The 25060-nt window shown below is 68.6% G+C and carries 22 protein-coding genes; 10 read left to right on the top strand and 12 right to left on the bottom strand.

The features are described from left to right. Positions 1-104 precede the first annotated feature (104 nt). Both ACFPIJ_RS29255 and ACFPIJ_RS29250 read right to left on the bottom strand, forming a co-directional pair. The gene (locus ACFPIJ_RS29255; RefSeq protein WP_380119498.1) at positions 105-455 is read right to left on the bottom strand and encodes a DUF2306 domain-containing protein; all 351 of its coding nucleotides are present in this window, start codon (positions 453-455) and stop codon (positions 105-107) included. Positions 456-965: 510 nt separating this feature from the next. After that, the gene (locus ACFPIJ_RS29250) at positions 966-1154 is read right to left on the bottom strand and encodes a hypothetical protein (protein WP_380119496.1); all 189 of its coding nucleotides are present in this window, start codon (positions 1152-1154) and stop codon (positions 966-968) included. 228 nt (positions 1155-1382) lie between these two features. On the opposite strand from ACFPIJ_RS29250, the gene ACFPIJ_RS29245 reads away from it, so the two are divergent. Beyond that, entirely contained in the window at positions 1383-2339 is a 957-nt protein-coding gene (locus ACFPIJ_RS29245) for a hypothetical protein (RefSeq protein WP_380119494.1), read from the top strand. Positions 2340-2487: 148 nt separating this feature from the next. Continuing rightward, complete coding sequence (locus tag ACFPIJ_RS29240) at positions 2488-3204, top strand: HAD family hydrolase (protein WP_380119492.1); 717 nt, start codon at positions 2488-2490, stop codon at positions 3202-3204. Positions 3205-3220: 16 nt separating this feature from the next. Here the strand turns inward: ACFPIJ_RS29240 and ACFPIJ_RS29235 are convergent, their stop codons facing one another. From ACFPIJ_RS29235 to ACFPIJ_RS29205, 7 genes are all read right to left on the bottom strand, one after another. Beyond that, positions 3221-4495, bottom strand: a complete 1275-nt coding sequence (locus ACFPIJ_RS29235; RefSeq protein ID WP_380119490.1) for an XRE family transcriptional regulator — start codon at positions 4493-4495, stop codon at positions 3221-3223. Between the two features lie 387 nt (positions 4496-4882). After that, positions 4883-5599, bottom strand: a complete 717-nt coding sequence (locus ACFPIJ_RS29230; RefSeq protein ID WP_380119488.1) for a 2'-5' RNA ligase family protein — start codon at positions 5597-5599, stop codon at positions 4883-4885. Then, entirely contained in the window at positions 5596-6981 is a 1386-nt protein-coding gene (locus tag ACFPIJ_RS29225) for a hypothetical protein (RefSeq protein WP_380119486.1), read from the bottom strand. Before ACFPIJ_RS29225 ends, ACFPIJ_RS29230 begins: the two co-directional genes overlap by 4 nt. Continuing rightward, complete coding sequence (locus ACFPIJ_RS29220) at positions 6982-7911, bottom strand: phosphotransferase enzyme family protein (protein WP_380119484.1); 930 nt, start codon at positions 7909-7911, stop codon at positions 6982-6984. Further along, positions 7908-9401 (bottom strand): hypothetical protein, encoded by a 1494-nt coding sequence (locus ACFPIJ_RS29215; protein WP_380119482.1) that lies wholly within the window; start codon positions 9399-9401, stop codon positions 7908-7910. Before ACFPIJ_RS29215 ends, ACFPIJ_RS29220 begins: the two co-directional genes overlap by 4 nt. A 138-nt stretch (positions 9402-9539) precedes the next feature. Continuing rightward, entirely contained in the window at positions 9540-9737 is a 198-nt protein-coding gene (locus ACFPIJ_RS29210; protein ID WP_380119480.1) for a DUF397 domain-containing protein, read from the bottom strand. After that, entirely contained in the window at positions 9734-10621 is an 888-nt protein-coding gene (locus tag ACFPIJ_RS29205; protein ID WP_380119478.1) for a helix-turn-helix domain-containing protein, read from the bottom strand. The genes ACFPIJ_RS29210 and ACFPIJ_RS29205 overlap by 4 nt, the downstream gene beginning before the upstream one ends. A 1255-nt stretch (positions 10622-11876) precedes the next feature. On the opposite strand from ACFPIJ_RS29205, the gene ACFPIJ_RS29200 reads away from it, so the two are divergent. The 6 genes from ACFPIJ_RS29200 (at position 11877) to ACFPIJ_RS29175 (ending at position 18677) form a co-directional block, all read left to right on the top strand. After that, entirely contained in the window at positions 11877-13352 is a 1476-nt protein-coding gene (locus ACFPIJ_RS29200) for an APC family permease (RefSeq protein WP_380119476.1), read from the top strand. Positions 13353-13785: 433 nt separating this feature from the next. Further along, on the top strand, positions 13786-14628 hold the full coding sequence (locus ACFPIJ_RS29195; protein WP_380119474.1) for a hypothetical protein: 843 nt from the start codon (positions 13786-13788) through the stop codon (positions 14626-14628). Continuing rightward, on the top strand, positions 14628-15848 hold the full coding sequence (locus ACFPIJ_RS29190) for a pyridoxal-dependent decarboxylase (RefSeq protein ID WP_380120910.1): 1221 nt from the start codon (positions 14628-14630) through the stop codon (positions 15846-15848). The genes ACFPIJ_RS29195 and ACFPIJ_RS29190 overlap by 1 nt, the downstream gene beginning before the upstream one ends. Then, positions 15842-16282, top strand: coding sequence for a hypothetical protein (locus ACFPIJ_RS29185; RefSeq protein ID WP_380119472.1), 441 nt, complete (start codon positions 15842-15844; stop codon positions 16280-16282). Before ACFPIJ_RS29190 ends, ACFPIJ_RS29185 begins: the two co-directional genes overlap by 7 nt. Continuing rightward, the gene (locus ACFPIJ_RS29180; protein WP_380119470.1) at positions 16279-17823 is read left to right on the top strand and encodes a hypothetical protein; all 1545 of its coding nucleotides are present in this window, start codon (positions 16279-16281) and stop codon (positions 17821-17823) included. Before ACFPIJ_RS29185 ends, ACFPIJ_RS29180 begins: the two co-directional genes overlap by 4 nt. After that, positions 17820-18677 carry an SAM-dependent methyltransferase gene (locus tag ACFPIJ_RS29175; protein WP_380119468.1) on the top strand — a complete coding sequence of 286 codons (858 nt, stop codon included), beginning with the start codon at positions 17820-17822 and terminating at the stop codon, positions 18675-18677. The genes ACFPIJ_RS29180 and ACFPIJ_RS29175 overlap by 4 nt, the downstream gene beginning before the upstream one ends. 530 nt (positions 18678-19207) lie before the next feature. On the opposite strand, the gene ACFPIJ_RS29170 is transcribed toward ACFPIJ_RS29175, so the two are convergent. Further along, a complete protein-coding gene (locus ACFPIJ_RS29170; RefSeq protein WP_380119466.1) occupies positions 19208-20410 on the bottom strand; it encodes a HEAT repeat domain-containing protein in 1203 nt (400 codons plus the stop codon). A gap of 698 nt (positions 20411-21108) precedes the next feature. Between ACFPIJ_RS29170 and ACFPIJ_RS29165 the strand changes: the two genes are divergently transcribed. Together ACFPIJ_RS29165 and ACFPIJ_RS29160 are read left to right on the top strand one after the other, a co-directional pair. After that, complete coding sequence (locus ACFPIJ_RS29165; protein ID WP_380119464.1) at positions 21109-22020, top strand: sensor histidine kinase; 912 nt, start codon at positions 21109-21111, stop codon at positions 22018-22020. Next, a complete protein-coding gene (locus ACFPIJ_RS29160; RefSeq protein WP_380119462.1) occupies positions 22017-22670 on the top strand; it encodes a response regulator in 654 nt (217 codons plus the stop codon). The genes ACFPIJ_RS29165 and ACFPIJ_RS29160 overlap by 4 nt, the downstream gene beginning before the upstream one ends. A 15-nt stretch (positions 22671-22685) precedes the next feature. On the opposite strand, the gene ACFPIJ_RS29155 is transcribed toward ACFPIJ_RS29160, so the two are convergent. Together ACFPIJ_RS29155 and ACFPIJ_RS29150 are read right to left on the bottom strand one after the other, a co-directional pair. Next, positions 22686-23891, bottom strand: a complete 1206-nt coding sequence (locus tag ACFPIJ_RS29155) for a cation:proton antiporter (protein WP_380119460.1) — start codon at positions 23889-23891, stop codon at positions 22686-22688. Positions 23892-23995: 104 nt separating this feature from the next. Then, positions 23996-25057 (bottom strand): SPFH domain-containing protein, encoded by a 1062-nt coding sequence (locus tag ACFPIJ_RS29150; RefSeq protein WP_380119458.1) that lies wholly within the window; start codon positions 25055-25057, stop codon positions 23996-23998. Positions 25058-25060: the final 3 nt, after the last annotated feature.

Raw genomic sequence — 25060 nt, 5'->3', positions numbered from 1 at the left:
CGGGCGGGCCTGCCGACCCGGCCGCATGTCAGGCGGCGAGAATACTCCGATGGCCGTACGGACCACTCGGGGTGACAGAAATGTGACAGCTCGTGCCGCAGCGGTCAGCCCGGTAGGCGGCGCAGAACAGTACCCGGCCGGCGGCGGATCAGGGTCTCGACCACGATCAGGTTGAGGATCCAGCCGGCGGTCTGCCCCACCGGGATGAGCGCCGGTGCGAGCCTAGCCGGGCTCTCGTCGGTGAACGGCAGCCGCGCCAGCAGCATCAGCGGGACCAGCAGGCGGGCGGTCACGGCCAGGAACGTGAGCGTGTAGTTGCGCAGCATCGTCTCCCGGTGCGCGGCGAAGTCCATGCGGCGGGCCGAGCGGTAGGCGAGCCAGCCGGTGACGAGCCACAGCACCGCCGCCGCGGTGAGGCCGACCTGCATCAGCAGCCGGCCGGACCAGAGGGCCACCGGCACCGCGGTCACGGCTGCCGGCAGGGACCCCGCCGAGCAGGTACCCGCGGCCGATGATCCGGTGGGTGCGCCGGCGGGCCCGTACCGACGCGATGAACTGCAACGGGCCCAGGATGAGCGCCACGTCCTGGCGGTGCACACGTGCACCGCCAGGACGTGCGGCCGTCGAAGCCCACGAAGAACGTGGTGGTCAGCCCGAGGCCGGCGACGACCGCGACGGCGAGCAGGACGCGGGCCATCAGCACGGCACCGCCAGCCCAGCCCGGATGCCGATGGCCACCAGCTGCGCGCGGGTGCGGGCGTCAAGTTTGCTCATCGCCCGGCCGACGCCTTGCAGCGACGAGCTCCGTTCGGCAACTTGATCCGCGCGCATGAATACCCACAGCTTTTCCGCAACCGACTCCGCTGCCTGCGGGCAACTTCGGTCGTCTGACGTGGCTGATCGCGACCTTGGCAGGCGGGACCGCAATCCACGGTCCCGCCTGCCACGGGCGACGGCGGGCCACCTCATGCCACCAGGGCCGCCACTGCTACGGCAAACACCCAGGTTGCACCGCATGCTGACCCGGCGACCAGGATGGCGCGCGGCACCCGCCGCTCGTCGAGCCACGACAACCAGCCGGCTGCGGTTCCCACCAGCAGCCCGCACAGGCCCACGACCACGATCCACAACGCGGCCAGCGCATACCTCGACACCGCGACCTCCACTCCAGGCGGCCCGCCAGCCCGGCAACGTACCGGGCCCAGTCACGAGCTTGGCAACCGTCGCACCTCCGCTCGGCGCAGGCCAGGACGCCCCGTGACACATCAGCCGCATTACAAGGACAGCAAAACCGGAGGTCACGGGGGGTCGCGAGAAGGACCACGAATGCCTCTCCCATATGGTTTGGTGCGGCAGAAGCGTCACGGGAGAGGTTCAAGACGGTGAACCGAAGGGACCTGGATCGTCAGGAGGCGCGGGCCGGCGCGCTGCTGCAGCATGCCGCCGCCTACGAGGCGGCTCGGGACAAACTTGTAGAGATTTACGAGGCGGGGGACCGTATCCGGTCCCAATACGCGATCCGCTCGGCACTCGTCCACGCCCGGCGTGCGGGCGCCGCGGGCTCGCCGCCGTCGTCTCCGGCCGGCGCCCTTGCGCCGCTGAAGGGGTGGGCGATGCCGCTGTACCTGATCGCCATCTTCGACGCGCAGTCACGCCGTCCGGCCGGGGCCACTGTCGACCACGCCCGTCCGCTGTTCCGGGTCGGCAACGGGCAAGCCGGATGGGCTGACCTGCTGCCCGCCATTACCCAGACCGCGCCAGAACGGGCAGGAATGCGGCGGCAGGCTGTGCACGCCTTGAACCTCCTCGAGCGCGAACACCTCGCGGTGATCGCTGGCCGTGGCGGCGTCGCCGGTCGCTACGACCGTGTCCAGTTCCTCGACGAGACAGGCGACGGCACGAGGCATAGGTGGCTTCGCCGCTACAGCATCCCGCGGTCGGACTCGGTCGGCGACGTCGTGCACCTGCCGAAAGCGTTCTTCCTCAACGGGTGGGTCCACGTCCTGACCGTTGCGGAGATCACCACCTACCTGATGATCCTCGATCTGCAGGCCCGCTATCCCGAGAGCGGCCGCGACGGGGTCTTCAAGGTCGCCGCGCAGCGGGTCGACCGGTACGGCGTCCGTCGCGACGTGTACGCCACCCACCGGCAGCTCGCTGGATACGGTCTCATCCGCCGCCTCGACGACCCGGCCCGTAGCCCGGACGGCAGGATCATCAAGCGGTCCAGCCCGAGGTACACGCGGCAGCCCTATCGGTTCCGCACCTTCGATAGCGGATTCGACCGACCTGCCTTGACCATCGTCAGCGCCCACCTGCGCTCGCAGCGTTCGGGATGAACGTCCGGCTCGGAGCGCCGTGCGACGCCCCGAGCTCTGCAGGCATGCGCCGCAATCCTAAGCCGGGCGATGGCCGGCCACGGCTGTGACTGCAGCCGCGGTCGGGTGGCCACGACGTCGTGCCGTTCCTTTGTGCGACGATGGGCCGGTGGAGTACCAGGATGCTGGCCTCGTGATCTGGGACGTGGACGGCACGCTGATTCCGGCAGATCTTCGCTGGTTGCGCCGTTCTATCGCCCGAACGTACAAGATCGATGAGGCGGTCGTGACCTTCCCGGACAAGAAGGTCCACGGCTACACCGACGAGTCCATCGTGATCGATACTGCGATCGCCTCCGGCATCGCACACACCGAAGCCGAAGCTGGCGTCCCACGCTTCCACCAAGTCCTGGCGGAAGTCATGGAAGCAGGCCGCAACGAGCTTGCTCGCGTTCAGCCGCCATATCCCGGCGTCGCAGACAGTGTCGGCGAGCTGCACCGGCGAGGCTTCGTGCAGACGGTTCTCACCGGGAACTTGCGACTAGCGGCCGAGATCAAGATCCAATCACTGGACCTCGCAGGGGAACTGGACCTGGAGATCGGGGGATACGGCTCCGACGAACGAGACAGGTTCCGCCTTCCCGGCGTCGTTGCGCGTCGCTATCAGAGCAAGTATGGAGCGGCTGTCTTACCGCACCGGACCGTGGTGGTCGGAGACGCGCCGAACGACATCGCGTGCGCGAGGAGCGCAGGTTTCCGGGCTGTGGTGGTCGCGCATCGGGCGAGCCGCGAAGAACTATCGGGCTATGGCCCGGACGCCGTGTTGGACTCACTCGAGCCTGACCTGGTCGTCTCTACCATCGCGTCCCTCGTCCAGAAGGTCTGACCTCCAGCCGTCTTTCCTAGACCGCCGCCATCCTCTCGTCTAGATCCTGCACAGCGCGTTCGGCGTTCCATCGGCTCAATCCTTCACGCGCGCGCCGGGCGCGTGAGATGCCCCGAAGGTTGCCGATCCGCCCGAGCTGTTCGTATGCGTCACCGAGCGTGGTGCAAGCCATGTCCAGATGGCCGGCCAGCGCATAAGCGCTGGCGAGGTCGACGTGAGCGGCAAGCGCCACGTTCGTGTTGTCTGGGTCCTGGTCGAGAACCGCCGAGGCTCGCTCAAGGTGCAGGATGGCGGCCTCTGGTTCATTGAGCAGAATGCGGCACGTGCCTTCGTACACATCCAGACGCGAAGGAGTCCAGTCGCTGAAGAGGCCGGTCCGGTTGGACGACGTGATTCCGGCAGCTGTTTGCCGACCTTGGTCCAGCGCGGCCTCGGTTTCCGTCCGCATGTTCAGTGCCGCATAGGTTTGGGCCTGCTCCGCGGCGATTCTGGCTTGTGCGGCGCAGCTGAGATGCTCGGCTGCGGCCGCGGCCTCGTCCAGCAGCTGCAGCCCGGTCATGATGTTGCCGTCGGCATGAATCAGTGTGGAGGCGCCGGAGTGCAGGTTGCTCTCGAAGATCCGGGCGGTCGCACCGAGCCGGATGTTGCCAAGCCGTTCGGCGAGGGTTCGTGCGTAGGCGCATCGGGCGAGGGCCATGGATCGGTTTCCCTGCGCGCTCCACAGTCGGCTAGCGACGATGGATGCTTCACCGAGCATCGCGCCGATGGCGGCGCCCGCCGGATCCCCAACCGCTTTTCGGAACAAAGTCAGTAGGCAATCACGATGCGCCTCCACGAGACTCAGCAGGGCTGCGGGGGCAACCGCTTGCCGCTGCTGTGCAAGCATGCTCGTGACGACTGAAAAACTGTTCCAGTCGTCGTACTCGCCGCCATCAAGACGAGCTATCTCATCGGTGAGCACGTCGGAGAACCGCGGATCGCCGCTCCCTGTTTCGGCAGCTCGACTGAGGCCCATGCTGGCCGAGACCCGGCTCGTCGGCGTTCGTGGGACGGTTTCGTCACTGACGAAACCTTCGGTGCGGCGTGGGATGTAGAGGCCGAGCTCGCCGTCGGTGGTGGCGGCGAGGGCGCGCCGGAGGGCAGCGCGTCGCTCGTCGCTGGGCCAGCGGTGTTCGCCGCGTTCGAGCTTGCCGATCCAGCGGGCGTCGACATAGTGGGCGGTGAGGTTGCGGTTGGGGTAGAGCTGGTTGAGGGCAGTGTTGACCTCGTCGGCGAGTTCGCTGCGGGACATGCACTGGCCAGCTCGTCGGGGTGAGTGCATGCGTTCCCGGGCCGCGCTGAGCACCGTGTTAGGGGTAATGACAGTGTCGGGATGCCGAGGCATCGACCTTCCTCCCGTGCGAACGGACTCGGTGCATGCCTGGGGTGCAGCCGCCCAGGGCGCGAGCAGTGATGCAAGCGTATCGGTCGTCGACGTGATATGCGCACCCGCGGCGACCGTGCACATGCGTTCGGTTACCCCGGCGGTGGGTGATCGAAGAGCCACAGACCGGGTTTGAGCTGGTGGAGGTAGCGTGCGCGATGCCGGCAACCTCGGCGCGCGGGGGATATGGGTTGTCCGTGATGGATGGGCGAACGCGCCGTAGGCGTCTGACCTCTCGCTCCACGGTGATGCCCGTCAATCCGGTGAACAACGGTTCGTGACGGGCGGCTCGGAAGTCGGTCCGATGGGTAAGTGGGTCACTGCTCTCCACTTGTAACCGCGGTTCTGCTGTTCAAGCAGGACGAGTGTCACGTGGTCGACCAAGACGGAGGTGGTGGCGAGGTGGTGTAGGCGCTCGACGGCTGTGATGGCCGGCTGCGCCGGGACGGTCGCGTTGCAGTAGCCGATCGCGACATGCGGGTGGAACGATTGGTCCTTGACCGGCGCGCCTGGATCGACCGACAGTGTCGCGGCGCGCAGGGCGTCACGAAGATGCTGGAGCGGCTCGGGTGGAAACGCGATGAATCCGAGTGCTCCTGGTGTGCCGCCAAGACCGCCGATGGCGATGTTGAACGGCGGCACGCCGGCGCAGTTCGCGATCGCTGCAGCCGTAATCGCCCGGATGCGGTCGGGGATCGCTTCTCGGACGAAGGCGACGCGGTCGAGTGTCATGTGCAGGTCTTCTGATGGGGTGAAGTCGTAGTAGGAGAGCGGGATGTTGTCTTGGCAGTGTTTGGCGAGCAGGTGCACGGCTGTGCTGTGTTCGAAGGTCAGGTACCAGTAGTAGGCCGGTTCGGTGTGTCGGCTGGTCCAGTGGTCGCGCAGCTGTCGGATGCTTCGAAATCGTTCGAGCTCCGCTGCTGCTGTGGCGTGGTGAGCGGTTGGGAGGCGCTCGTTGCCGGCGTCGTTCATGGTGCTGGCATGGTACTGGTCGCGGCGTCGCGGACCGCTCGGACCTGCGTGGTGTCGCCCCAGTGTGTTGCAGCACGTTGGATGAAGTCCATGGTTCGTTGCCGCACTGCGATGATCGGGCGTCCGGCTGAGACGGTGAGTGCGTCGACCGCGAGGCGGCTTGCACGGTCGAGGTCGCCGTTCTTGGAGGCGGCGAGCGCGGCGGCGTGGTCGAGCATGACCAGGGAACGGCTCCACGGGGAGCCGGAGCGTGTCACGTCGGGCATGGCAAGGTCGATGAACGTCTCGGCGTGATCGGCCATGCCGAGGGACACGTACGCGGTGGCGGCATTGCCGGCCGTCTGGGCTTTGCTGTAGCAGCCGAATGACACGCTGGACGGCATGCCGCCCGGGGCATCGTGACGTGCCAGGAGATCGTGTGCGGTGTCGACCGCGCAGTGGACGCCGTCGGTGTCTCCGAGCTTTCCCAACGCTCGGGCTACACCGTTGATCGTGAGTCGTACGCTCTGCGGGCCGGTGCCGGCGTAGGCGAGGCCATCTTGCGCGAGCCGCAGCGCCTGCGGGTAGTCGGAGGCGTAGTACTCGCAGAAACTTTGCAGTGCACGTGCCCATGCCTGAAGGCTGGGCTGGGCAGCATGACCCGCAAGTGCGAACGCCTCAGCGCAGTAGGCGCGTGCAAGGGCGAACCGGGCACGTCCAACGGCCAGATAGCCCAGTACGCCCGAGGTTCCGGCGGCGATGTGAAGGAGCTGCATGCGCTGTGCGGAACGGTTGCAGTCGGTGAGCAGCGAATCCAGCGCTGCCCGCTGCCGGACAAGGATGGGAAGGATCTCCGCATGATCGAGGCGTTCGTATCGGGACACGATGTCGTTGGTCAGCTCGTCGTGCTGGGAGATGACGTCGGGATCAATGGTCCGATTGAGTCGATGTATCCGTTGCTGGATAGCCAGGGCCGCTTCGTCGCCGTCGAGTTCCGGCGCAACGCTCGTACGTGGGACCGCAGGCAGCACTGGTGCTAGTCCGTTACCCGCCACAGCGCCCCGCTCGTGATCGGTGCCAGCTTGTGGGTAGTTGGTGCGTCGTGGGCTGTAGAGGCCGAGCTCGGCGTCGGTGGCCACGTGAACGACGTGGCGCAGCGCGGCGCGGCGCTCGGCGCTGGGCCAGCGGTGTTCGCCGCGTTCGAGTTTGCCGATCCAGCGGGCGTCGACGTAGTGGGCGGTGAGGTTGCGGTGTGGGTAGAGCAGGTCGAGTGCGGCGTTGACTCCGTCGGCGAGCTCGCTTCGGGAAATGCGCTGTCCCGGCCGCCGTGGCGACGGTAGTCGCTCGCGTGCTGCGCTCAGCAACGTGTTTGGCGTGATGAGCGTTTCTGGATGTCGGGGCATTCACGCCTCCCTTTGCTCAGGTTGGCGGAGGTCTGCGAACGGCGTCCAGCGGATGTCGGGGTCGTCGTTGGTGATGGATTGGAGCCGGATCTGGAATTGTTCGGCGATGTAAGGGCTGCTGGCGAGTAGTGGCACGGCGGCGGCGACCATCTTGAGTTCACGGGCTTCGCGGAAGGTGGGCCAGTCCGGGTCGGTGGTGATGTCGTAGCCATAGGCTGCGGCGAGACCTGCGTAGGCGCCCGTTCGGCCAAAGCGGGATTCGCCGACGGCGACGGCGGCGAGGTCGACTTGCCAGGGGCCGGTGCAGGTGGCATCGAAGTCGCACAGCACGACGCGGTCAGGATTCTCGCGGAGAAGGTTCCCGATGTAAGCGTCGGCGTGGATGAGTCCTCCGGCAGCTTGCGCGTTGAGCCTGGCCACGCGCGGCGCCAGCTGGTCACACCATCGCAGCAGGACCTTGCGATCGCTGTCATTGAGCGCCTCGGCGTCAACGATCCGGCGGCGCGCGTCGCCGATCGGGTCCCAGGCGGGCAGGTCGAACGGCGGCGAACCCAGCGCGTGGAATTGCCGCAGGACACGGCCGAGATCGTGGCCGGTTGGTTCGGGCGGGCACGGCGGTACGTACGTCCAGATGGTGGCGAGCAGTCCATCGACGGTGAAGGGTTGTTCGTGTCCGGGGGCGAGCCGGATGGTGGGAGCATCGATGCCCGCGAACCAAACGCCCAGGCGAGCAAGCTTGTGGACCCGGTCGTGCAGACCGTGTGACCTGGTAATTCGGATGACGAGGCCGACGTCGGGCAGTGCGAAGACGGCATTGTTGGTCAGCCGTAGCAGCCGCGCCCCGTCGCTGGGGATTTGAAGGTCGCCGGTGACCTTCCGCATCGCGTTGGTCATGGCGGTTTCGGTGAACCGGCCGCTGGTCATCGTCATGCCGGCGTGCCTGACGGGCGAGGCAGGGCGTTGATGAACGCGGCCACCACCGGTATGCGCTGATACGCGGCTGCGTCGCGGCGAAGGTTGGTGACCCGGTCGGTGACGCGGCGGGAGGTGAGCCGGTTCGCGGGCACGAGCATGCGTTCGCCGAGGGCAACGGCGTGTTCAGGCTCGCCGGCCAGGAACAGGGCGCTGATGAGGCCGACTTCGTTCAGGACCATGCTGCGTACGTTCTGGGATCCGAATGCGGCGATGGCTGCGCTGGTTCTGTCTACGGCGTGGCCGCCGTGCCGGGGGTCGCGGCGGGCGAGGTCTCGGTAGACGCGGCCGTACTGGGCGAGCAGTTCGCCGTGGTCGTAGAACCGCATCCAGTCCGGCTCCTCGTCGGTCCGCCGACGGTCGAACGCGCTCTGGGCCTGGCCGAGCGTGGTGAGGGCGGCGTGTTGGTCGCCGAGTGCCGCCTGCGACGCCGCTTGCGCGCCGAGCAGCATGGCGGTGACGCCTGGAGTGGTCGCGGGATCGAGCTGGTGGATGGTCTGGGTCAGGACGTGGAGGGCGGCGCGGTTGCGCCGCAGGTGTTGCAGCTGCCGGGCGCGGCAGTATCGGATCCGCGCGGTCAGTTGCCGGTCTTCGGCTGCGGTCCGTTCGGCTGTGAGAAAGTGCTGCTCCGCGCTTGCGTGCCGGCCGGCGTCGAACGCGGTCCAGCCGGCGAGCTGCTGCACGGCGGCTACGGTGGCGAACAGTGACGGTGCGATGGACTCGGACATTCGGTGTTCGAGCAGCGTTGCGGAGCTGGCGGCGAAGCGGTTGAGTTCGTCGGCCAACGCGCCGCCCCCGACTTCGTAGTCCAGGGACCGGTACAAGGCGAGCACAGCGCCGAGGCGTTCGACGTCGGCGGTACCAAGTTGCCGCTGCTGCAGGATTGAACCGCCCAACAGCCCTGATGCGGCGGCGACGGCAGCGATGCAGCGCAGGAGATCGCGACGCGACTCATCGAGCTCGTTGCCGTTGGACGCCGCTTCGCTGTGCCGGGGGCTGTACAGGCCGAGGTCAGCGTCGGAGTGGCAGCGCAGGGCAGCGCGGAGGGCCGCGCGCCGTTCGTCGCTGGGCCAGCGGTGTTCGCCGCGCTCGAGCTTGCCGACCCAGCGTGCGTCCACGTAGTGCGCGGTGAGTATCCGGCCGGGATAGAGCCGGTCGAGGCCGGCGTTGACGGCATCGGCCAGCTCGACGCGGGACATGCGCTGTCCTGGCCGCACGGGTGAGGCCAGTCGTCGGCGGCCGTCGGCAAGCCGGGTGTTTGGGACAATGACCGAGTCGGGACGGCGGGGCAAGGCGCCGACCTCCCTATGAGATGCGAATCTGCCTGGGTGTGATCGCCCGACAACCTGAAGTGAATTGATAGGTAGCATCGCACCATTCGTGTGTATCTCGCCACCCGCAATTGCCGGTCGCGGGTGAACGGAGGTAGTTCTTCGCAGCCGTGTCACGTGAGATGAGATCGTCGGGTACGAACAACTGGCGGTCGGCCGGCCCGGTACCGCAGTTGGGTCCCGACGATCGCTGTGCGGTTGACCGGTGCGGTGACGTCGGACGATCGGCCTGCGCCGGTCACCCGTTCTGCTGGGTTACAGGTCGAACTTCCCGGCCCGTACGTTGTCCGTGAACGTTTGCCAGGCGAGCGGGCCGAACTCCAGAACCGGCCCGGCGGTGTCCTTGGAGTCGCGGAGACCGATGGTGCCGTCGTCGGCCCACGCCACCTCGACGCAGTTGCCGTCGTCACTGCGAGTGGATTTGCGCCAGTTGGTGTAGGTCCGTGTGGTCATGCTGCTGCTCCTTCGATCGGCAATAGTGCCTGCGCGGTCTTGTGCAGCAGGCGGAGACTCGGATCAGGGTCAAGGGCGGCGGCCTTGAGTTGGCGGTGGAGGCTCAGGTAGGGGGCGATCTCTTCCGGCTCGGTGTGAACGAAGTCCTTCCGGAGTGTGTCAACCGCGACGGCTCTGGAGCCGGCCGTGTCGCGATATCGGTAGATCGAGTGCGCCGACCGCGGAGCACTGTGGCCTCGGATGGACGCGTCCATCGGCAGGACGTGGACCGTCACGGATGCGTGAGTCACGCATACCTGGATGATGTGCCGCAGCTGGTCGGCCACGACGCCGGGTTCGGCTGCGCAGCGGCGGATCGCGACCTCGTCGAGGACCACTTCGTACCGCGGTCCTCCGCTGGCCAGCAGCAACTGTTGGCGGTAGGTGCGAGCGGCGACCGCGACGCGAGGGTCGAACGTGTCGGGATAACGGGTCGGGTCACTACGTAGCCGTGCGTCGGCGAACGCGGCCGTTTGCAGTAGGCCGGGAATGAGCGACAGGGCGTACTCGGCGATGGACGTGGTGCCGCTTTCGAGGTCGGCGTAGAGCGCCTGCCGGGCACCCATCCGTTCCGCGTCCGCAGCCCACCAGCCTTGCGCCCAGCCGTCGGTGGCGGCATCCATGATCGCCGTGCGTCGCCTGACGCCGACGGTCAGATACTCGCAGATCGCGCTGACCAGGTCGATGTCTGGACCGAGGTGCCCATTTTCCAGTGCGCTGAGCTGCTGGCGCGAAAACCCGACGTCATGCGCGAGTGACTCGGCCGTCATGCCGTGCTCGCCTCGCAGGCGGCGGATCTCACGCCCCAGCCATCGCCGCCGGACGTACGGACTGGGACGAGTCACCGGCAGCCTCCACGATGGTCCACGCGAGCCCGGATGGCGTTGAGGGCCGACCGGGTGCACTCAATGTAACCCCGGCTGCCGCCTCGATGATCTTGATGGCGCTGTCCAGTCCTGGCGAATGGGCAGTTCAAGGCTCGGTCGGACCGAAGGTCGGGATGCAAAGTCGGACCGCAGGTCGGCATTCCCGGCCGGCGGGGATTCCGTGATCGTTGAGATGCAACGAGTTATCCGTCGATGGATGACCGTGACGTCAGCTGGTCTGCCCCGCCGCTCACAGCGTCGAAGTGAAGTGAATGCCGCCGAGCTGGATGCGGCTGCGATGACACCGATCACCTGCGAAGGTCGGCGTTTCGAAGTCGCCTGATGTGGCGCAAGGAGGTGAGTGCGATGAGCTGGATGGTGTCGTGCGGTCAGATGTCGGCCGCAGTGCACGGCGTGGCATCGCGCCACTCCCGTGAGACTGGCCGGGGGCGGGTGCTTGCGTCGTCGCCGCCCGCCTCCGGTCGGCAAGCGCACGACCGCGACCCCGATCTGGTGCCGAGGGGCGGCGGGGTCCGGTCGTGCATTCCTGCGGTATCGGTCGGGCGGCTCGGGATGCTCCTCCTGCCGAGGACGCGACCACAGGTCGGTCTCTTGCCGCCTCGCCGGCGGTTCGGCGCGCATCCCCGCGCGGGTCCGGACCGGCGATCGCAGGAACCGCGGTGGCGTGACCGGTGGGCAGCCGGCACGCCACCGCCCGGGCCGAACATCCACGCACGTTGCTGCTCGACACGGCTCGGAACACGGATCAGCGCGCCATCCGCGGCTTGTCGGCACACCCGACGGCCTAGACCAACATGCCTCCAGCTGCCGAACGCCGACACGCAGCACGACGAAACACGAAACCTGGGGAGCTTCACATGCCACCGACGAGACCTTCGTCGAGAAACATGCCATCACACGACCTGGGCGGCAGCCTGCGCTCGCTGCTCCGGCCGGAACCTGGTGGGCCGGGTTTTGCGGTGCGGATCGACTGGCCCGGTGCGAGCGGGGGCGCGGTCAGTCACGACTTCGCGCAGTTCACGGCGAGCCTGCCGCGGGCTTTGCAGCGGGCCGTTCGCACGCATCGGTTCTGGCAGCGCAGCCCGGTCCGGCCGCTTGCGGTGACGGTAGCGCCGATGACCAGGTCGGTATTTGCCGGGCATCAGCACCGGTGCAGCTCGTTGACCTGCCCGACGGTGGCGTCGCTTCTCGGGATGGCGGGAGGTGACGGGGTATGCGTCCCGCAGCAGGCTTGATCCGCAGACATATCAACGGATTCAACGCGTGGCAGTTCATGGTGGGCGCGACGTCGCCGATGGCAGTGTTGGTCGGTGGCGTGGTCAACACGTACGGCACGACCGGCGTGCTCGGCACGCCCTTGGCGTTCTTGATCGTCGGCGGGGCCCTAGCCCTGTTGATGATCGGCTACCTGGCGATGACGAACCGGGAAGGCAACGCCGCACCCGCGTACGCGTTCCTGGGTCTGGGCCTGGGCCCGAGTTGGGGGATCGCCGGCGGGGTGTTGATGTTCGCTGCGACGAACGCCATTCAAATCTCGTTGTACGGCCTGTTCGGCGCCACCACCGCCGGCCTGACCGGGGTAGGTCACTGGACGGGCTGGGCGCTGGCGGCGTGGGGGCTGGTGGCAGTGCTCGGGCTGGCGAACTTTTCCTTGGGCAAGGTGTTCATCGCGATCGTCGGCGTCGCTGAACTGGTGATGATCGGCGCGGTGGTTCTGGCCGCGTTCACGCACCCGCACGACGGGCACGTCAGCACGGCACCGCTGACGGTCGGGGCGTTGTGGGATCAACGTGCCCTGATCGGTGGTGTGTTCGCCTTGGCAGTGGCCGCGTTCGTTGGGATTGAGACCGGCGCGGCGTATGCGGAGGAAGGCAAGACCGACAAGACGATGGTGCACGCGACGGTGGCGACGTTGCTGGTGTTGCCGCTGCTGTACTGCGCGATGGCGTGGGCGTTGCCGGTGTGGACCGGCCCGGATCAGATCGTCGCGGAGGCCCGTAACGCCGCACAGAGCGGGTTCCCGTTCACGATCGTGGCCGCCGGTTACGGCGGCGGCATGGTGGCGGTAGCGCAGCTGCTGATGTTGACGAGCTTCTTCATCTCGGCGTTGTCGTTCCATCAAGTGATCGGCCGGTACGTGCACGCGATCGCCCGGGAACGGGTGGTCGCGGCGTGGCTGGCCGACGTCGGTCGTCTCGGTGGGCGGATGGCGGGGGCGACGGCGCCGGCGTCGCTGCTGCAGAGCGGGATCGCGCTGGCCGTCATCGGGGTCTGCGCGTTGCTGCGAGTGGATCCGATCGGCGGGATGTTCATCTGGTTGTCGTCCGCTGCCGCGGTCGGGGTGCTGGTGACGCTGGTCGGAGTGTCGATCGCGACGGTGTTCTATTTCCGCAAGGGCGGCGGTGGCCGCCGCGATCCCTTGATCGTGCGCACTGCCGGCCCGGTACTGGGCGCGATCGTCGGCAGCGCGCTGTTGGCGGTCATCGTCGTCAACCAGGCGGCGTTGCTCGGGGTGACCAGCGTCGGGCTGCAGGCGGTGATCCCGCTGCTGGTCCTGGTCACGATCGTGGCCGGGTTCGGGTACGCACGCCGGGTTCGCCGGTTGTGGCCGGACCGCTATGCCGCGGTCGGGATGGGCCGCCCGGACGAGATCACGGTCCCGGACCAGCAGGTGGCCTTCCGTGTCTAGCCATCCCCAGCCGGATCCCGGCAACGACCCGAACTCCTCCCAGGAACACCCTCCGCGTCCGCTGTATCTGGTCCGGCACGTCGCCGCAGACCCGGACACGGGCGAAGCGCGGCCGCCAGCAAGCGAGGCACGCGGTACCGCCTCGGCCGGCGCGGAGAACAGGCGATTTGTCCCGCCGGTCCGCGACGGAGAACGCTCGGATCAGCGTCCCACTGGGATGCAGCGCGTCCCAGGTACAGAACGAGGCCAGGACCGCGGCGAGCACAACGGGCCCGAGCAGCTGCCCGCGCGACGCGGTTACCGGCAACGACCGACCCATTCCGGTACGGCGTCGGCGTTTCCGTCGGAGTACTCCGTACTCGCGTCTCAGGCAGCGGTCGCGGCCTCCGCATCTACTCAGACTGCGGCAGGTCACCCGACGCCGGCCGAGCAGGTGCAGGAGACCGAGGAACTGCCGAGCATGCAGACGGTGGGCATGCCGTGGCCGCGGCACCCGTACGAGTTGCGGCCCCCGTCGCCGGACCTGGTCGGTGCCGTGCCGCGCCGCCCGGACTGTGAACTCGACCCGGGGGAGCGGTCCGGGGTGGCTGACCTGCGGTGGGCGATGGTTCGCCGCCTGTCCGACGTCACGACGAACCATGCGGAGGCGGCATGGAAGCTTCGCTACAGCAAGCCGGTGAGCCCGATGCTGGTGGTGCTGTTATTCGCGGTGCCGTTCGAGCATCAGGGGCTGTTGCGGTTCGCGTTGCGCGCTGACGTGCGGACGTGGCATCTGAGCGAGCGGGTCGCCGACCCGGCGGCGGTGCTGCAGGAGATGGCGATCCTCGTGCACCGCGGCTGGCGGCAGCACGGCAGCGCGTTCGACGTGCGGACCGCGTTGACGAATCAGCCCGACGAAGGGTGGACGGAGCAGGAACTGCGGCAGCGGCCAGAGTTCCTGGGAGTGGCGCTGTCGACGTTGGACACCAGCGTCTACGGGCCGTGGAAACGGCTGCATGGCCGGATCGGTTCCGGAGACGACGTGCCCAGCGAGGTTCTGATCCAGCTCACCGACGGCGGCCGGATCAGGGTCATGCGACACGCCGGCAAGGAGTATCACCGCATCGAACGGCAGGCCAGCACGTCGCTCAACCCCGACGGGCGGCCGCCGTATCTGCCGTGGGAGTCCAAGCTTGCGCTGAACGACATCTGGCCCACCGACCCGACCGCGTACGTATGGCACTTCCTGGCCGAACTGACCCGGACCGTCTACTGGGGGTGGCAGGCGTGGCGCTGATGACTGCCGGGCCGCTGACCCTCGCCGATGTACGGGACCTGCACCAGCGGTGGCTGGCCGGGGCCGAGTTCGACATCGGCTACCCGAACGCCGTCGACTTCGACGTCTCGACGCTGTTGCGGCTGTTCGACGTCACCCTCAACAATGTCGGGCACCCGTTCGCGGCGACCACCGGGTTCTCCGGGCACACCCTGGGATTGGAGCAGCAGCTCATCCGGGAGCTCGGCGCCATGTTCCGATGCCCGCCCGACCTGGTGACAGGGTTCGTGACCAGTGGCAGCACCGCGGCGGTCAAGGCCGCGCTGCTGCAGGCCCGCCGCCGGTTCCGCCGCCGGGTCGTCGTCTACGCCTCCACCGCGGCACATACCTGTGTGGCGAAGGCCGCCGACGAGCTGTGCATGCGCCTGCAGCTGGTCCCGGCCGGCCTGGACGGGGTGATGGACGTCGCTGCGCTCACCGAACTGGTGGCGCAGCGTCCGGCAGGTGCGGCGGTCGTGGTGGTGGCGACCATTGGGACCACGATTGTCGAGGCCGTCGACGCGGTCCCGGCCATCCACGCCGCGCTCGACGCCGCCGGCGTCCCCGCCGACCGGCGGTGGGTGCACGCCGACGCGGCCCTGGCCGGCATCCCCCTCGCCACGCTCGATCCGGCCGACCGGCCGAGGTTCGACTTCGCTGCTGACGTCGACAGCCTCAACATCTCCGGCCACAAGTTCCTCGGTGTCCCGACCCCGTGTGGGGCTGTCGTGCTGCGTGCCGATCGCTGCCCGGCCCAGGACCAGACGACCACGTACACCGGCGCACCGGACCTGACCCCGGCCGGTTCCAGGTCGGGGCACACCCCGTTGCTGATGCTCGCCGCGCTGCACAGCTTCGGCGCGGAGGGCCTGCGCATGAGGGCGGAGCAGTGCCGACGTAACGCCGCCGAGCTCGTCGACCTGTTCGCTGCTGCGGACGTGCCCGCGTGGCGGCATCAGCTCGGCTTCACTGTCGTCATTCCGGCGCCGTCACCGCAGCTGCAGGCCCGCTGGCCGCTGCCGGTCGTGGGCGAGTGGGGGCACGTCATCTGCATGCCGGGCAAGCCCTTCCACTGGTACGAACGCTTCGCCGCCGAGTACGTCGCCGACCGCAACGCTGCCGGCCAGCACCCACCTGCCCCACATGTGCCCGGCCAGCGTGTAGTGGCCGACGCTGACCACGAGGAGGCGATCGCATGCTGACGCTGGAACCCTCCGGATCCGCTGGCGTCATGACGCTGCGGTCCCGCGCCAGCGTGCGGCTACAGCGCACCGTCGACGCGGACCTCGGCGCAGCACCTGGCGTGGTGCGCCACAGCGTCAGCGCCGGGAAGCTCGTTGCGGTCGTCGACGCGCTCGGTGACGGCCGCCGGCTGTGTCGGTCGCTCGGGGCGGCGCACACAACCGAGTGCCGAGCCGAGCCGGCGACCGACGATCCGGCCACCGCACTCACGCCCGTCCAGATGGACGCCGCCGGCCGCCCGGACCGCGACATCGACCGGGCCCGGTTCCTGACCGCATGGCGCCGCTGCGTGCTTGAAGATCACGGCCAGCGGGTCGGTGGAGCCGCCGTCATCGCCGCCGGTGCGCTGCCCGCGACTGTCGCGGCGTTCGATGGTTCGGAGGTGCCGCGATGATCGGACGTCTCGGCAGGTCCCGAATGCCGCAGCGCAGCGCCCGGCGCGCCGCCGTCGGCCGTGCGGGACGGCTGCTGGATGAGGGCCGGACGGTGGACGCGCGGTCGCTGCTGGAGGCGACGTTGCCGCCACAGCCGCCGATCGGCGCGGCACCGGACCGGTGGCTGATCGACGCCGCCGTCCTGTGGGTCCATCTCACCCACGACGACCCGGACACGTATCCGGCGCGGCTGGCGTGGGCACGCTACGCCTACGACGCCAGCCGCGCCCTGCCCGGCAAGCCTGCGGACCTCGACCGACGCCAGGCCAGCACCGACGCCTACGCCGACGCCCTCTACGGGCTCGACCGCCACGACGAGGCGTTCGCGGTGAGTCGGGAAGGCATCGACCTTGCGTTCGCCCGCGGCGACATCGACGACGTCGTGGACCGCCGCATCCTGCTCGCCGCCGAGGAGCACGAGCGGCGATGCGACGAGGCCAGTCATGACGCCCTCGCCGCGCTCGCCGAGCGGCACGCCCGCCACCCAGACACCAGCATCAGCAGGCTCGTGCAGACCCTGCCGATACTCCTCGGCCTGGAAACATGCCACCGTCACGACCAGGCCGAGACCGTCGCAGCGAACCTCCGCATCACCGACCTCGCCGACACCGACCAGCTCGACGCGCTCCTGGACAGCATCGAGTCGGACACCGGCATCGGCGTGCAGCACACCGCCCGCGTCCACGCCGAAGCCGTCTGCGACCACGGCGACTGCCCCGTCCCGGACCCGACCGGCGACACCCCACCCGCCGAACGACAACGAGCCATGACAGCCCGGCTGTTCGGCCTGATCCTGGCCGGCTACGACCCGACCAACGCAGCAGCACACCCGGCGCTGATCACGGTGGCCGCCCGGTACACGGCAGTCGCCGACCCCCACCCAGATCGGTGCACCGTGACGCCGCTGGACTGGGCGCACTACGCCCACGACGCTGTCCTCCACCTTCCGGGCATTGACTGCGCGCAGGCGGTCGCCGCGACCCGTACCGCCGCCGGTACATTCCAGCGGCTCAGCCAGCCGCAGGAGGCGGATCGGGCGTGGCAGCGCCTCGCCGAATACACCGACCACCTCGACGGCGGCAACCCTGACGACGCGGTCACCTGCCGCATGGCTATCGCTGAGGAGCACTACCGGCACGGTCGCTGCGATGCGGCACTCGCCACCGCCACCGCCGCCGTCACTGCCTGGCGAACCCGGCAGCACCGCAACACCCTCGCCGGAACGGTCGCCGTCGTGCGGGCACGTCTGCTCTTCGACGGCTGTCACCGCCACCACGAATACCCCGACAGCGACCCCGTCAGCCTTTTCGCGTTCAGCGACCGCGACACCGCCACCGCGCTCACGCTGCACTGCCATGGCCTGACGGTCATGGCCGAACACGCCCGCAGGTACCACCCCGACGACGCGTGCACCGACCAGGCGTGCCGGCAGACACTCGCCATCGCCGACGACATCGCACGCCGGCGTCGCGGCCCCGTCTGGCTGGACCTGCTGCCATGACCGACAACCGTCAGGCGCACGCCAGCGCACCAGACCCACCAGCTGACTTGGACCGGCTCGGCGTCGACGTCAGTCGACCGCATCCAGCCCGCCGCTACGACTACCTCCTCGGCGGCAAGGACAACTTCGCCGCCGACCGCGCCTCCGCCGACGAACTCGCACGGACGTTTCCACACATCCGCACCGCCGCACAGGAGAACCGCCGGTTCCTGATCCGCGCCGTGCGATGGCTGGCGCGGGCCGGCATCCGCCAGTTCCTCGACATCGGCACCGGGTACCCCACCGCACCCAACGTCCACGAAGCCGCCCGCGCCATCACCCCGGACAGCCGGGTGCTGTATGTGGACAACGATCCGGTGGTCGTCGCCCACGCCCGCGCCCTGCTGACCAGCCCGCAACCGGACGCCATCGGCTACCTGCAGGCAGACCTGCGCGACCCGGCAGCGATCCTGCACAGCCCACAGACGCGCGCCACGCTGGACTTCCACCAGCCGATCGGACTGCTCCTCGTCGCGGTCCTGCACTTCCTCGACGACACCGACCACCCCTACGAGGCGGTCAACACCCTCATCGAAGGGCTACCACCCGGCAGTTTCCTCGCCCTGTCCCACGTGACCTTCGACCCGCTGCCCGACGACACGACCCGCACCCTCACCACGCTCGCCCGACCGGCCGCCGGGCACGGAACGTTCCGCGCCCGCACCCGCACCGAAATCGCACAGTTCGTCACCGGCGTGGACCTGATCGAGCCCGGCCTCGTGTCGGTCGTCGACTGGCACCCGGACCAGGACCCGAAGCCGCAGGCACCCGCCGAACACGCCGCGTTCGACGCCGTCGTGGCGAGGCTGCCGTAAGAGGCGCGACCCAGCTGACTGAGGAGCCGGCTGAGCAGCTGCACGAGTCGATCCGGCAGACCGCCAAGCGAACGTCGCGCGCCATCGCAACCCGAAGCCGCGGTTCCGCTCATCGCTGAGCGGGCCGCGCACCATGCCACGCCGCTTTGCCGAACAGCACCGAGAGGGCCACAGATGCCAGTAATCGTCAGCCCGCAGGAGGACATCTTCATTGCCGTACGACCCGGCGCGCAGGCAGGGATGCAGCTTTGGCTTCGTTCGCGAGTTTGGGCACCAGATGTTCGTGACTTTCGGCACCACTCTGCTGCCACCGATCGCCGAGATGTTCGTGAGAACCGGCACCACTTACAGATCTTGGCCGCCGGGTGGCGCCGACGGCTCCTCGGGAGCCCTCTCACGCTGCGTGTAAGCGATCATGAAACCACTCGGGGCGCGGGTGCACGGATCTGCTTGATATGCCGATGTGCGGCCATCCCGCGCACGGCATCCGCTGTCCGTGCCTTTCGCGGCTGCCCTGACCACGCGAGCTTTCAGTCGGCAGTTCGTAGGTGTCGTTCCACGTCGTACGCCAGCCACCATGCGTGGCTGTCCTCCCCGGCCTCGTCGGCGAGTCGCCGCAGCTGTTCGTACGCTGGCGCGTCCCGGTAGCGGGCCAGTCCGGCCAGCGCCTCCAGCCGTACCTCCGGGTCCGGGTCGTCACGGCCTGAGGCCAGCAGCTGACGTGTCACCGGGCTGTCCGGCGCGTGGTCGCGCAGGACACGGACGACGGTCGATCGCACCTGGCTCGAGCTGTCCGATCCCAGCTCGGTCAGCAAGCGGATGGCCCGCGCTGCGGACGCGGCGTCCGTCACCTTGTTGATGAGCGCCTCCGCTACCTGCCGACGGACCCGCGGATCGGGGTGCCCGATGTGCGCCTCGACCTCGGGCATGTCGCCCGAGAGCTGGTAGTTGCCGAAGGCGTCGATCAGCGCGGACAGGATCTCGGCGTTCGGTTCGACCGGCATCCGGGCCCGCAGGATAGCCAGCGCTTCCTCCCGGCATGGCTCCTCGTTTCTGGACAGCATCGCCACGACCTCGGCGGCGAACCGCCTGACCTCGGGGTCCGAGTCGGCCAGCAGGCCGGCGGCCCAATGGTAGGTGGCCTCGACATCTGGCATGTTCCCGACGGAGAACCACGCCTGGGACCAGTCGACCGAGTCGGTGTCTGGATTGGTTAGGGCTCGGGCTAGCAACGCGTCGCGCGAGACAACGGTGCCGAGACGGTCCTCAATGTAGGTGACGATACCCAGGTGGGTCGTCTGTACCTCAGCCCATCGGCCGTCGGCAGTGGTCACCCGGACTCGATCGGCGTGGGTGAGATCGCCCTCGACGGGCACGGTCTCGCGCGTGACTACAGCGGCTTCGTCGCCGAGGCGGCGCCGCAGTTCGGCCACCGGGTCGACGCCGACCCAGCTACGGGCGATTTCCAGCACGGTCCGGACGGTGCCCTCCGACGCCCGGTCCCCCCAGGTCGGAAGATAGCCGCCGAGCAGGTCGTGGATCACTGCGTAGGCGCCGTAGTCCGCTGCCCATGACAGCAACTCGATGTTGTCGCGAGTCTCCTCGGTCGGCCAGCTGCGATTGTCGAGCACGTCGCGGACGATGTCGCCGTGCCCGGCCACGATCGCCGCGTGTAGCAGGGCGTTGTCCGTGATCGTCACGGTGTCGGGCGGGTGCACCAGCCGGTCTTCCACGGCCGTCATTGTGCTCTACGCGTCCACCACGTCCGCGGCGGGAGCAAATGCCGACGAAGGTTTGGTAGAGCGAAACGCCGACATCACCCGATACTTGGCGCCGGCGATCTCGCCCGGTGCGCGCTCATGCCGCAGACATGGCGTCCCCCGTCTCAGCCGCCCGTCACTGTGCGTGAACGATGCGGCCGACCGACGATGCCTGATCGCGTATCGCTCGGGGTGGGGCCCAAACTCGCGAACAACGAAATCGGTGAGATCTCGGTGGGGCCTAAACTCAGCGACATCTGGCGCCCAAACTCGCGAACAAAACCACCGGTTGCAACGCGCTGCCGTCATAGCTCGGCGCGGGCGGTGAATCCTCGGTAGATGACCCCGAATCGTTGCCGCGCTTCGGTCACAGCGGTGTGGCCGATGCCGGGGGAGCGGGGTGCGTTCGAGCAGCATGCTGTCTTCCATCTGACCTGCGTGCGGGGTGCGTCGCCGTTCCGCTGTCGCCCGCGGTTGCGGTGGCCGGCGCATCGGGGCCGGCAACCAAGCCCGGCGCCGTTTCCGCCGCCACACCGAATGGGTGTCATCACCGATGGACGGCCATGCTGCGGGAGAGACAGGCTGGATGTGCGTATTGGTTGAGGAGGCGGCCCAGGGTGTCGTTGTTCTGGCGGATCTTCCTGCTCAACGCGGCTGTGCTGGCCGCGGCGATGGTGCTGCTCATGCTCGGGCCGGTTACGGTGTCCACACCGGTGGTGCTGACCGAGGCGCTGATCTTGACCGGGGGGCTGGCGGCGATGCTGGTGGCCAATGCCGCGCTGCTGCGTGTCGGCCTGCGGCCGCTGGATCGGCTCACCCGGACCATGACCACGATCGACCTGCTGCGCCCCGGTCACCGGTTGGTGGTCACCGGGCAGGCCGGCATCGGTGGCCTCATCCGCGCCTTCAACACGATGCTCGATCGGCTGGAGGCGGAACGGGCGGCCAGCACCGCCCGCGCGTTGTCCGCTCAGGAGTCGGAGCGGCACCGGATCGCGCAGGAGTTGCACGACGAGATCGGTCAGACGCTTACCGCGGTACTGCTGGAGCTCAAGCATGTCGCGGATCAGACACCGCCGCCGATGCGCGCGCAGCTGCACCAGGTGCAGGAAAGTACACGAAACGGACTCGACGAGATCCGGCGGATCGCCCGGCGGCTGCGTCCCGGCGTCCTCGAGGAGCTCGGCCTGACCAGTGCGTTGAAGGCGCTGGCTGCGGAGTTCTCCACCGGCGGGCTCACCGTGCAGCACCGTCTCGACCATTGCCCCGATCTGGGCAGGGACGCTGAGTTGGTGCTGTACCGCGTGGCGCAGGAGTGCCTGACGAACACGGCCCGCCACGCCGGCGCCCGCCGTGTCAGGCTCGTGCTGGCCCGCCGGAGCGCGGCGGTGGGCGCGGCGGTGGAACTGTGCATCCGTGACGACGGCCGCGGGCTGGTCGGTGCCCCAGAGGGCGCGGGCATCCGCGGCATGCGCGAGCGTGCGCTGCTGGTTGGGGCCGACCTCACGATCGGACCGGCCGCTGGCGGTGGTACCGAGGTCAGGTTGTGGGTGCCCGTCCCGGCGGGGGAGCGAGTGATATGACCGGGCGCACGCGAATCTTGTTGGCCGACGACCACGCGCTGGTGCGCCGCGGGGTGCGGCTCATTCTCGACAACGAGCCCGATCTGACCGTGGTGGCCGAGGCTGCCGACGGCGCCGAGGCTATCGAGAAGACCCGCGCTCAGCGGCCGGACCTGGCGATCCTCGACATCGCCATGCAGCGGATGACCGGCCTGCAAGCCGCCCGTGAGCTTGCCCGGCTGCTGCCGGAGCTGCGGATCCTGATGCTGACGATGTACGACAACGAGCAGTACTTCTTCGCCGCGCTCAAAGCCGGCGCATCCGGCTATGTGCTCAAGTCTGTCGCGGACCGGGACCTCGTGGAGGCCTGCCGGGCCGCGGTACGCGGTGAACCGTTCCTCTACCCGGGCGCTGTCAGCGCCCTCATCCGCAACTATCTCGAGCGGGCCGCGGGCGGCGACCTCGGCACCGGCCGGATCATCACCGACCGGGAGGAGGAGGTGCTGAAGCTCGTCGCCGAGGGTCACTCGTCCAAGCAGATCGCCGACATCCTGTTCATCAGCGTGAAGACCGTTGAGCGGCACCGGGCGAACCTGCTGCAGAAGCTCGGGCTGCGCGACCGGCTGGAACTGACCCGCTACGCGATCCGGGCCGGGCTCATCGAGCCCTGAGGCGGCCGGGGCGACTCAACGCATCGTGACCGACGCCGTCTGCTTCGACGCATCCCGCCGGAGGGCTACGAGAGCATTGGCCAGCCAGCCTGAGCGGTCCGCGATGACGGGTCCCAGCACGGCGAGGACGAGGACGTACCCGGCGATGAACGGCGCCAGGCGCCGGTCAAGGCCGGCAGCGGCCGCCATGGCGGCCAGGATGAGCGCGAACTCACCGCGGGCCAGCAGTGTGGCGGCCACGTTCGCGGCTGGCTGCGGTCCGAACCCGTGCAGGCGGGCGGCGACGAGACCGGCGGCCAGGTTCATCGCAATGGTCAGGGCCGCGGCTGCGGCCACCGGTCCGGCTACCGACGCGACGTCACCGGGGTCAATGGCGAGCCCGAACGCGAAGAAGAAGATCGCGGCGAAGGCGTCCCGGAGCGGATGCACCAGGTCGCGGATCCGCGGTGCGGAGTCGGTGCCGGCGAGGATCAGCCCGACCATGAACGCGCCGATCGCGTCGGCCACGCCGAGTAGTTCCGACACCCCGGCGACCAGCACGGCCGCGCCCAGAAAGGTGATGACCAGCAGCTCGTTGTCGCGCACGGCGATCAGCCGCCCGACCAGCCGGGTGCCGAACCTGGCTACGGCTGCGAGGGCCAGCAGGAACCCGAACGCCTTCGCCGCCTGCAGGGCCATCTCCGCCGGCTCGTGCGCGCCGCCGAGCACTGGCTGCAGCGCCGCGAGGTACAGCGCGAGGAACAGGTCCTCCACCACGATCACACCCAGGATCAGCCGGGTCTCCGGCCGGGCCAGCCGACCGAGATCGATCAAGATCTTGGTGACGATCGCCGAGGATGAGATGCCCAGCACCCCGGCCAGGACCAGCGCCTCCCCGACGCCCCAGCCCAGCACGAACCCGAACGCGAGCCCGGCCCCGACGTTCAGCAGCAGATAGACGCCACCGGCGGCGAGCAACCGCCGGCCGCCGCGGCGCAGGTCGTCCAGGTGGAACTCCAGGCCGAGGTAGAACAGCAGCAACACCAACCCGAGCGCGGAGAGCATCTCAAGGTCGTGCGAGTTTTCGATCAGCACGACACCGGGCGTGTGTGGGCCGAGCAGAATGCCGGCGAGCATGAACAGCGGGATCGTCGGCAGCCCCACCCGGCCGCCGATGCGGGCCAGCAACGCGGCGGCAAGGAACGCGCCACCCATCGCCAGCAAAGTGTCAGCATGTCCCACCGATCAACCTCCCGCGTTCGTGTGCGCACTGCGGCAGCGGCCTCGCCCAACGATCTGGTACGGCGGCCGCGGCGACCATGGGTGCGTACGCCCATGTCGGCGGCTCAGCTGGAGAGTTCGCGCGTCTGTGGCGTCCCGGAGACCTGCGCCGCCGCGGCCTGAGCCTCGGCGTTCGCCGCCGCCGCGGCCTCTTCCGCAGCCCGGCGAGCCTCCCGCAACTCGTCTGACTCCGCTTCCTCGGCGGGCCGCCGGTCGATATGTCGACTGCGCTCATCGTTCGACATCTGGCTGATTCCGCCCAGGGTGCCGCCGATGCCCTCCAGCGCCTTGGTCAACTCGACCGGCAGGATCCACAGCTTGTTGGACTGCCCGGCGGCGATCTGCGGCAACGACTGCAGGTACTGGTAGGCCATCACCTTCGAGTCGGGGTTGGCCACGTGGATCGAGTCGACCACCGTGCGGATCGCTTTCGCCTGGCCCTCGGCCGTCAGGATGCGGGACTGCCGGTCGCCTTCGGCGCGCAGTACGGCGGCCTGCTTCTCACCCTCGGCGGTGAGGATCTGGGACTGCTTGAGCCCCTGAGCGTGCAGGATGGCCGCGCGGCGGTCCCGCTCGGCGCGCATCTGCTTCTCCATCGAGTCGCGGATGCTCGGCGGGGGCTCGATCGCCTTGAGCTCCACCCGGGTGACCTTGATCCCCCACCGGCCGGTGGTCTCGTCGAGCACGCCGGAGAGGTGGCGGTTGATCTCGTCGCGGCTGGTGAGCGCCTTCTCCAGGTCGAGTGAGCCGATCACGTTACGTAGCGTGGTCACGGTGAGCTGCTCGATCGCCTGCAGGTAGGAAGAGATCTCGTACGTCGCGCGGACCGAGTCGACGACCTTGAAGTACAGCACCGTGTCGATCGACACGACCAGGTTGTCGGACGTGATGACCGGCTGCGGCGGGAAGTTGACCACTGCCTCACGCTTGTCGACCTTGTTACGGACGGAGTCGATGAACGGCACCAGGATGTTGAGGCCCGGCGTGAGGGTCCGGCTGTACTTGCCGAGCCGCTCCACGACGTATTCGACCTGCTGCGGTACCACCTTCACCATCTTGGCCACGGTGATGACGCCGATCAACGCGGCAGCGACCACGAGCACCGCCATGAACGTGTCTGCAGTCATTTG

It is taken from the genome of Dactylosporangium cerinum, assembly GCF_042653625.1.
Lineage (GTDB): Bacteria > Actinomycetota > Actinomycetes > Mycobacteriales > Micromonosporaceae > Dactylosporangium > Dactylosporangium cerinum.
This window is presented reverse-complemented; position numbering and strand designations above follow the sequence as displayed.

What these genes read in the sequence shown, in the direction of transcription:
- ACFPIJ_RS29230 (WP_380119488.1), bottom strand. Translation starts at nt 5,599, where the DNA reads ATGAACGACGCCGGCAACGAGCGCCTCCCAACCGCTCACCACGCCACA.
- ACFPIJ_RS29190 (WP_380120910.1), top strand. Translation starts at nt 14,628, where the DNA reads ATGACTGCCGGGCCGCTGACCCTCGCCGATGTACGGGACCTGCACCAG.
- ACFPIJ_RS29180 (WP_380119470.1), top strand. Translation starts at nt 16,279, where the DNA reads ATGATCGGACGTCTCGGCAGGTCCCGAATGCCGCAGCGCAGCGCCCGG.
- ACFPIJ_RS29225 (WP_380119486.1), bottom strand. Translation starts at nt 6,981, where the DNA reads ATGCCCCGACATCCAGAAACGCTCATCACGCCAAACACGTTGCTGAGC.
- ACFPIJ_RS29165 (WP_380119464.1), top strand. Translation starts at nt 21,109, where the DNA reads ATGGTGCTGCTCATGCTCGGGCCGGTTACGGTGTCCACACCGGTGGTG.
- ACFPIJ_RS29175 (WP_380119468.1), top strand. Translation starts at nt 17,820, where the DNA reads ATGACCGACAACCGTCAGGCGCACGCCAGCGCACCAGACCCACCAGCT.
- ACFPIJ_RS29200 (WP_380119476.1), top strand. Translation starts at nt 11,877, where the DNA reads ATGCGTCCCGCAGCAGGCTTGATCCGCAGACATATCAACGGATTCAAC.
- ACFPIJ_RS29150 (WP_380119458.1), bottom strand. Translation starts at nt 25,057, where the DNA reads ATGACTGCAGACACGTTCATGGCGGTGCTCGTGGTCGCTGCCGCGTTG.
- ACFPIJ_RS29210 (WP_380119480.1), bottom strand. Translation starts at nt 9,737, where the DNA reads ATGACCACACGGACCTACACCAACTGGCGCAAATCCACTCGCAGTGAC.
- ACFPIJ_RS29160 (WP_380119462.1), top strand. Translation starts at nt 22,017, where the DNA reads ATGACCGGGCGCACGCGAATCTTGTTGGCCGACGACCACGCGCTGGTG.
- ACFPIJ_RS29220 (WP_380119484.1), bottom strand. Translation starts at nt 7,911, where the DNA reads ATGACGATGACCAGCGGCCGGTTCACCGAAACCGCCATGACCAACGCG.
- ACFPIJ_RS29185 (WP_380119472.1), top strand. Translation starts at nt 15,842, where the DNA reads ATGCTGACGCTGGAACCCTCCGGATCCGCTGGCGTCATGACGCTGCGG.
- ACFPIJ_RS29235 (WP_380119490.1), bottom strand. Translation starts at nt 4,495, where the DNA reads ATGTCCCGCAGCGAACTCGCCGACGAGGTCAACACTGCCCTCAACCAG.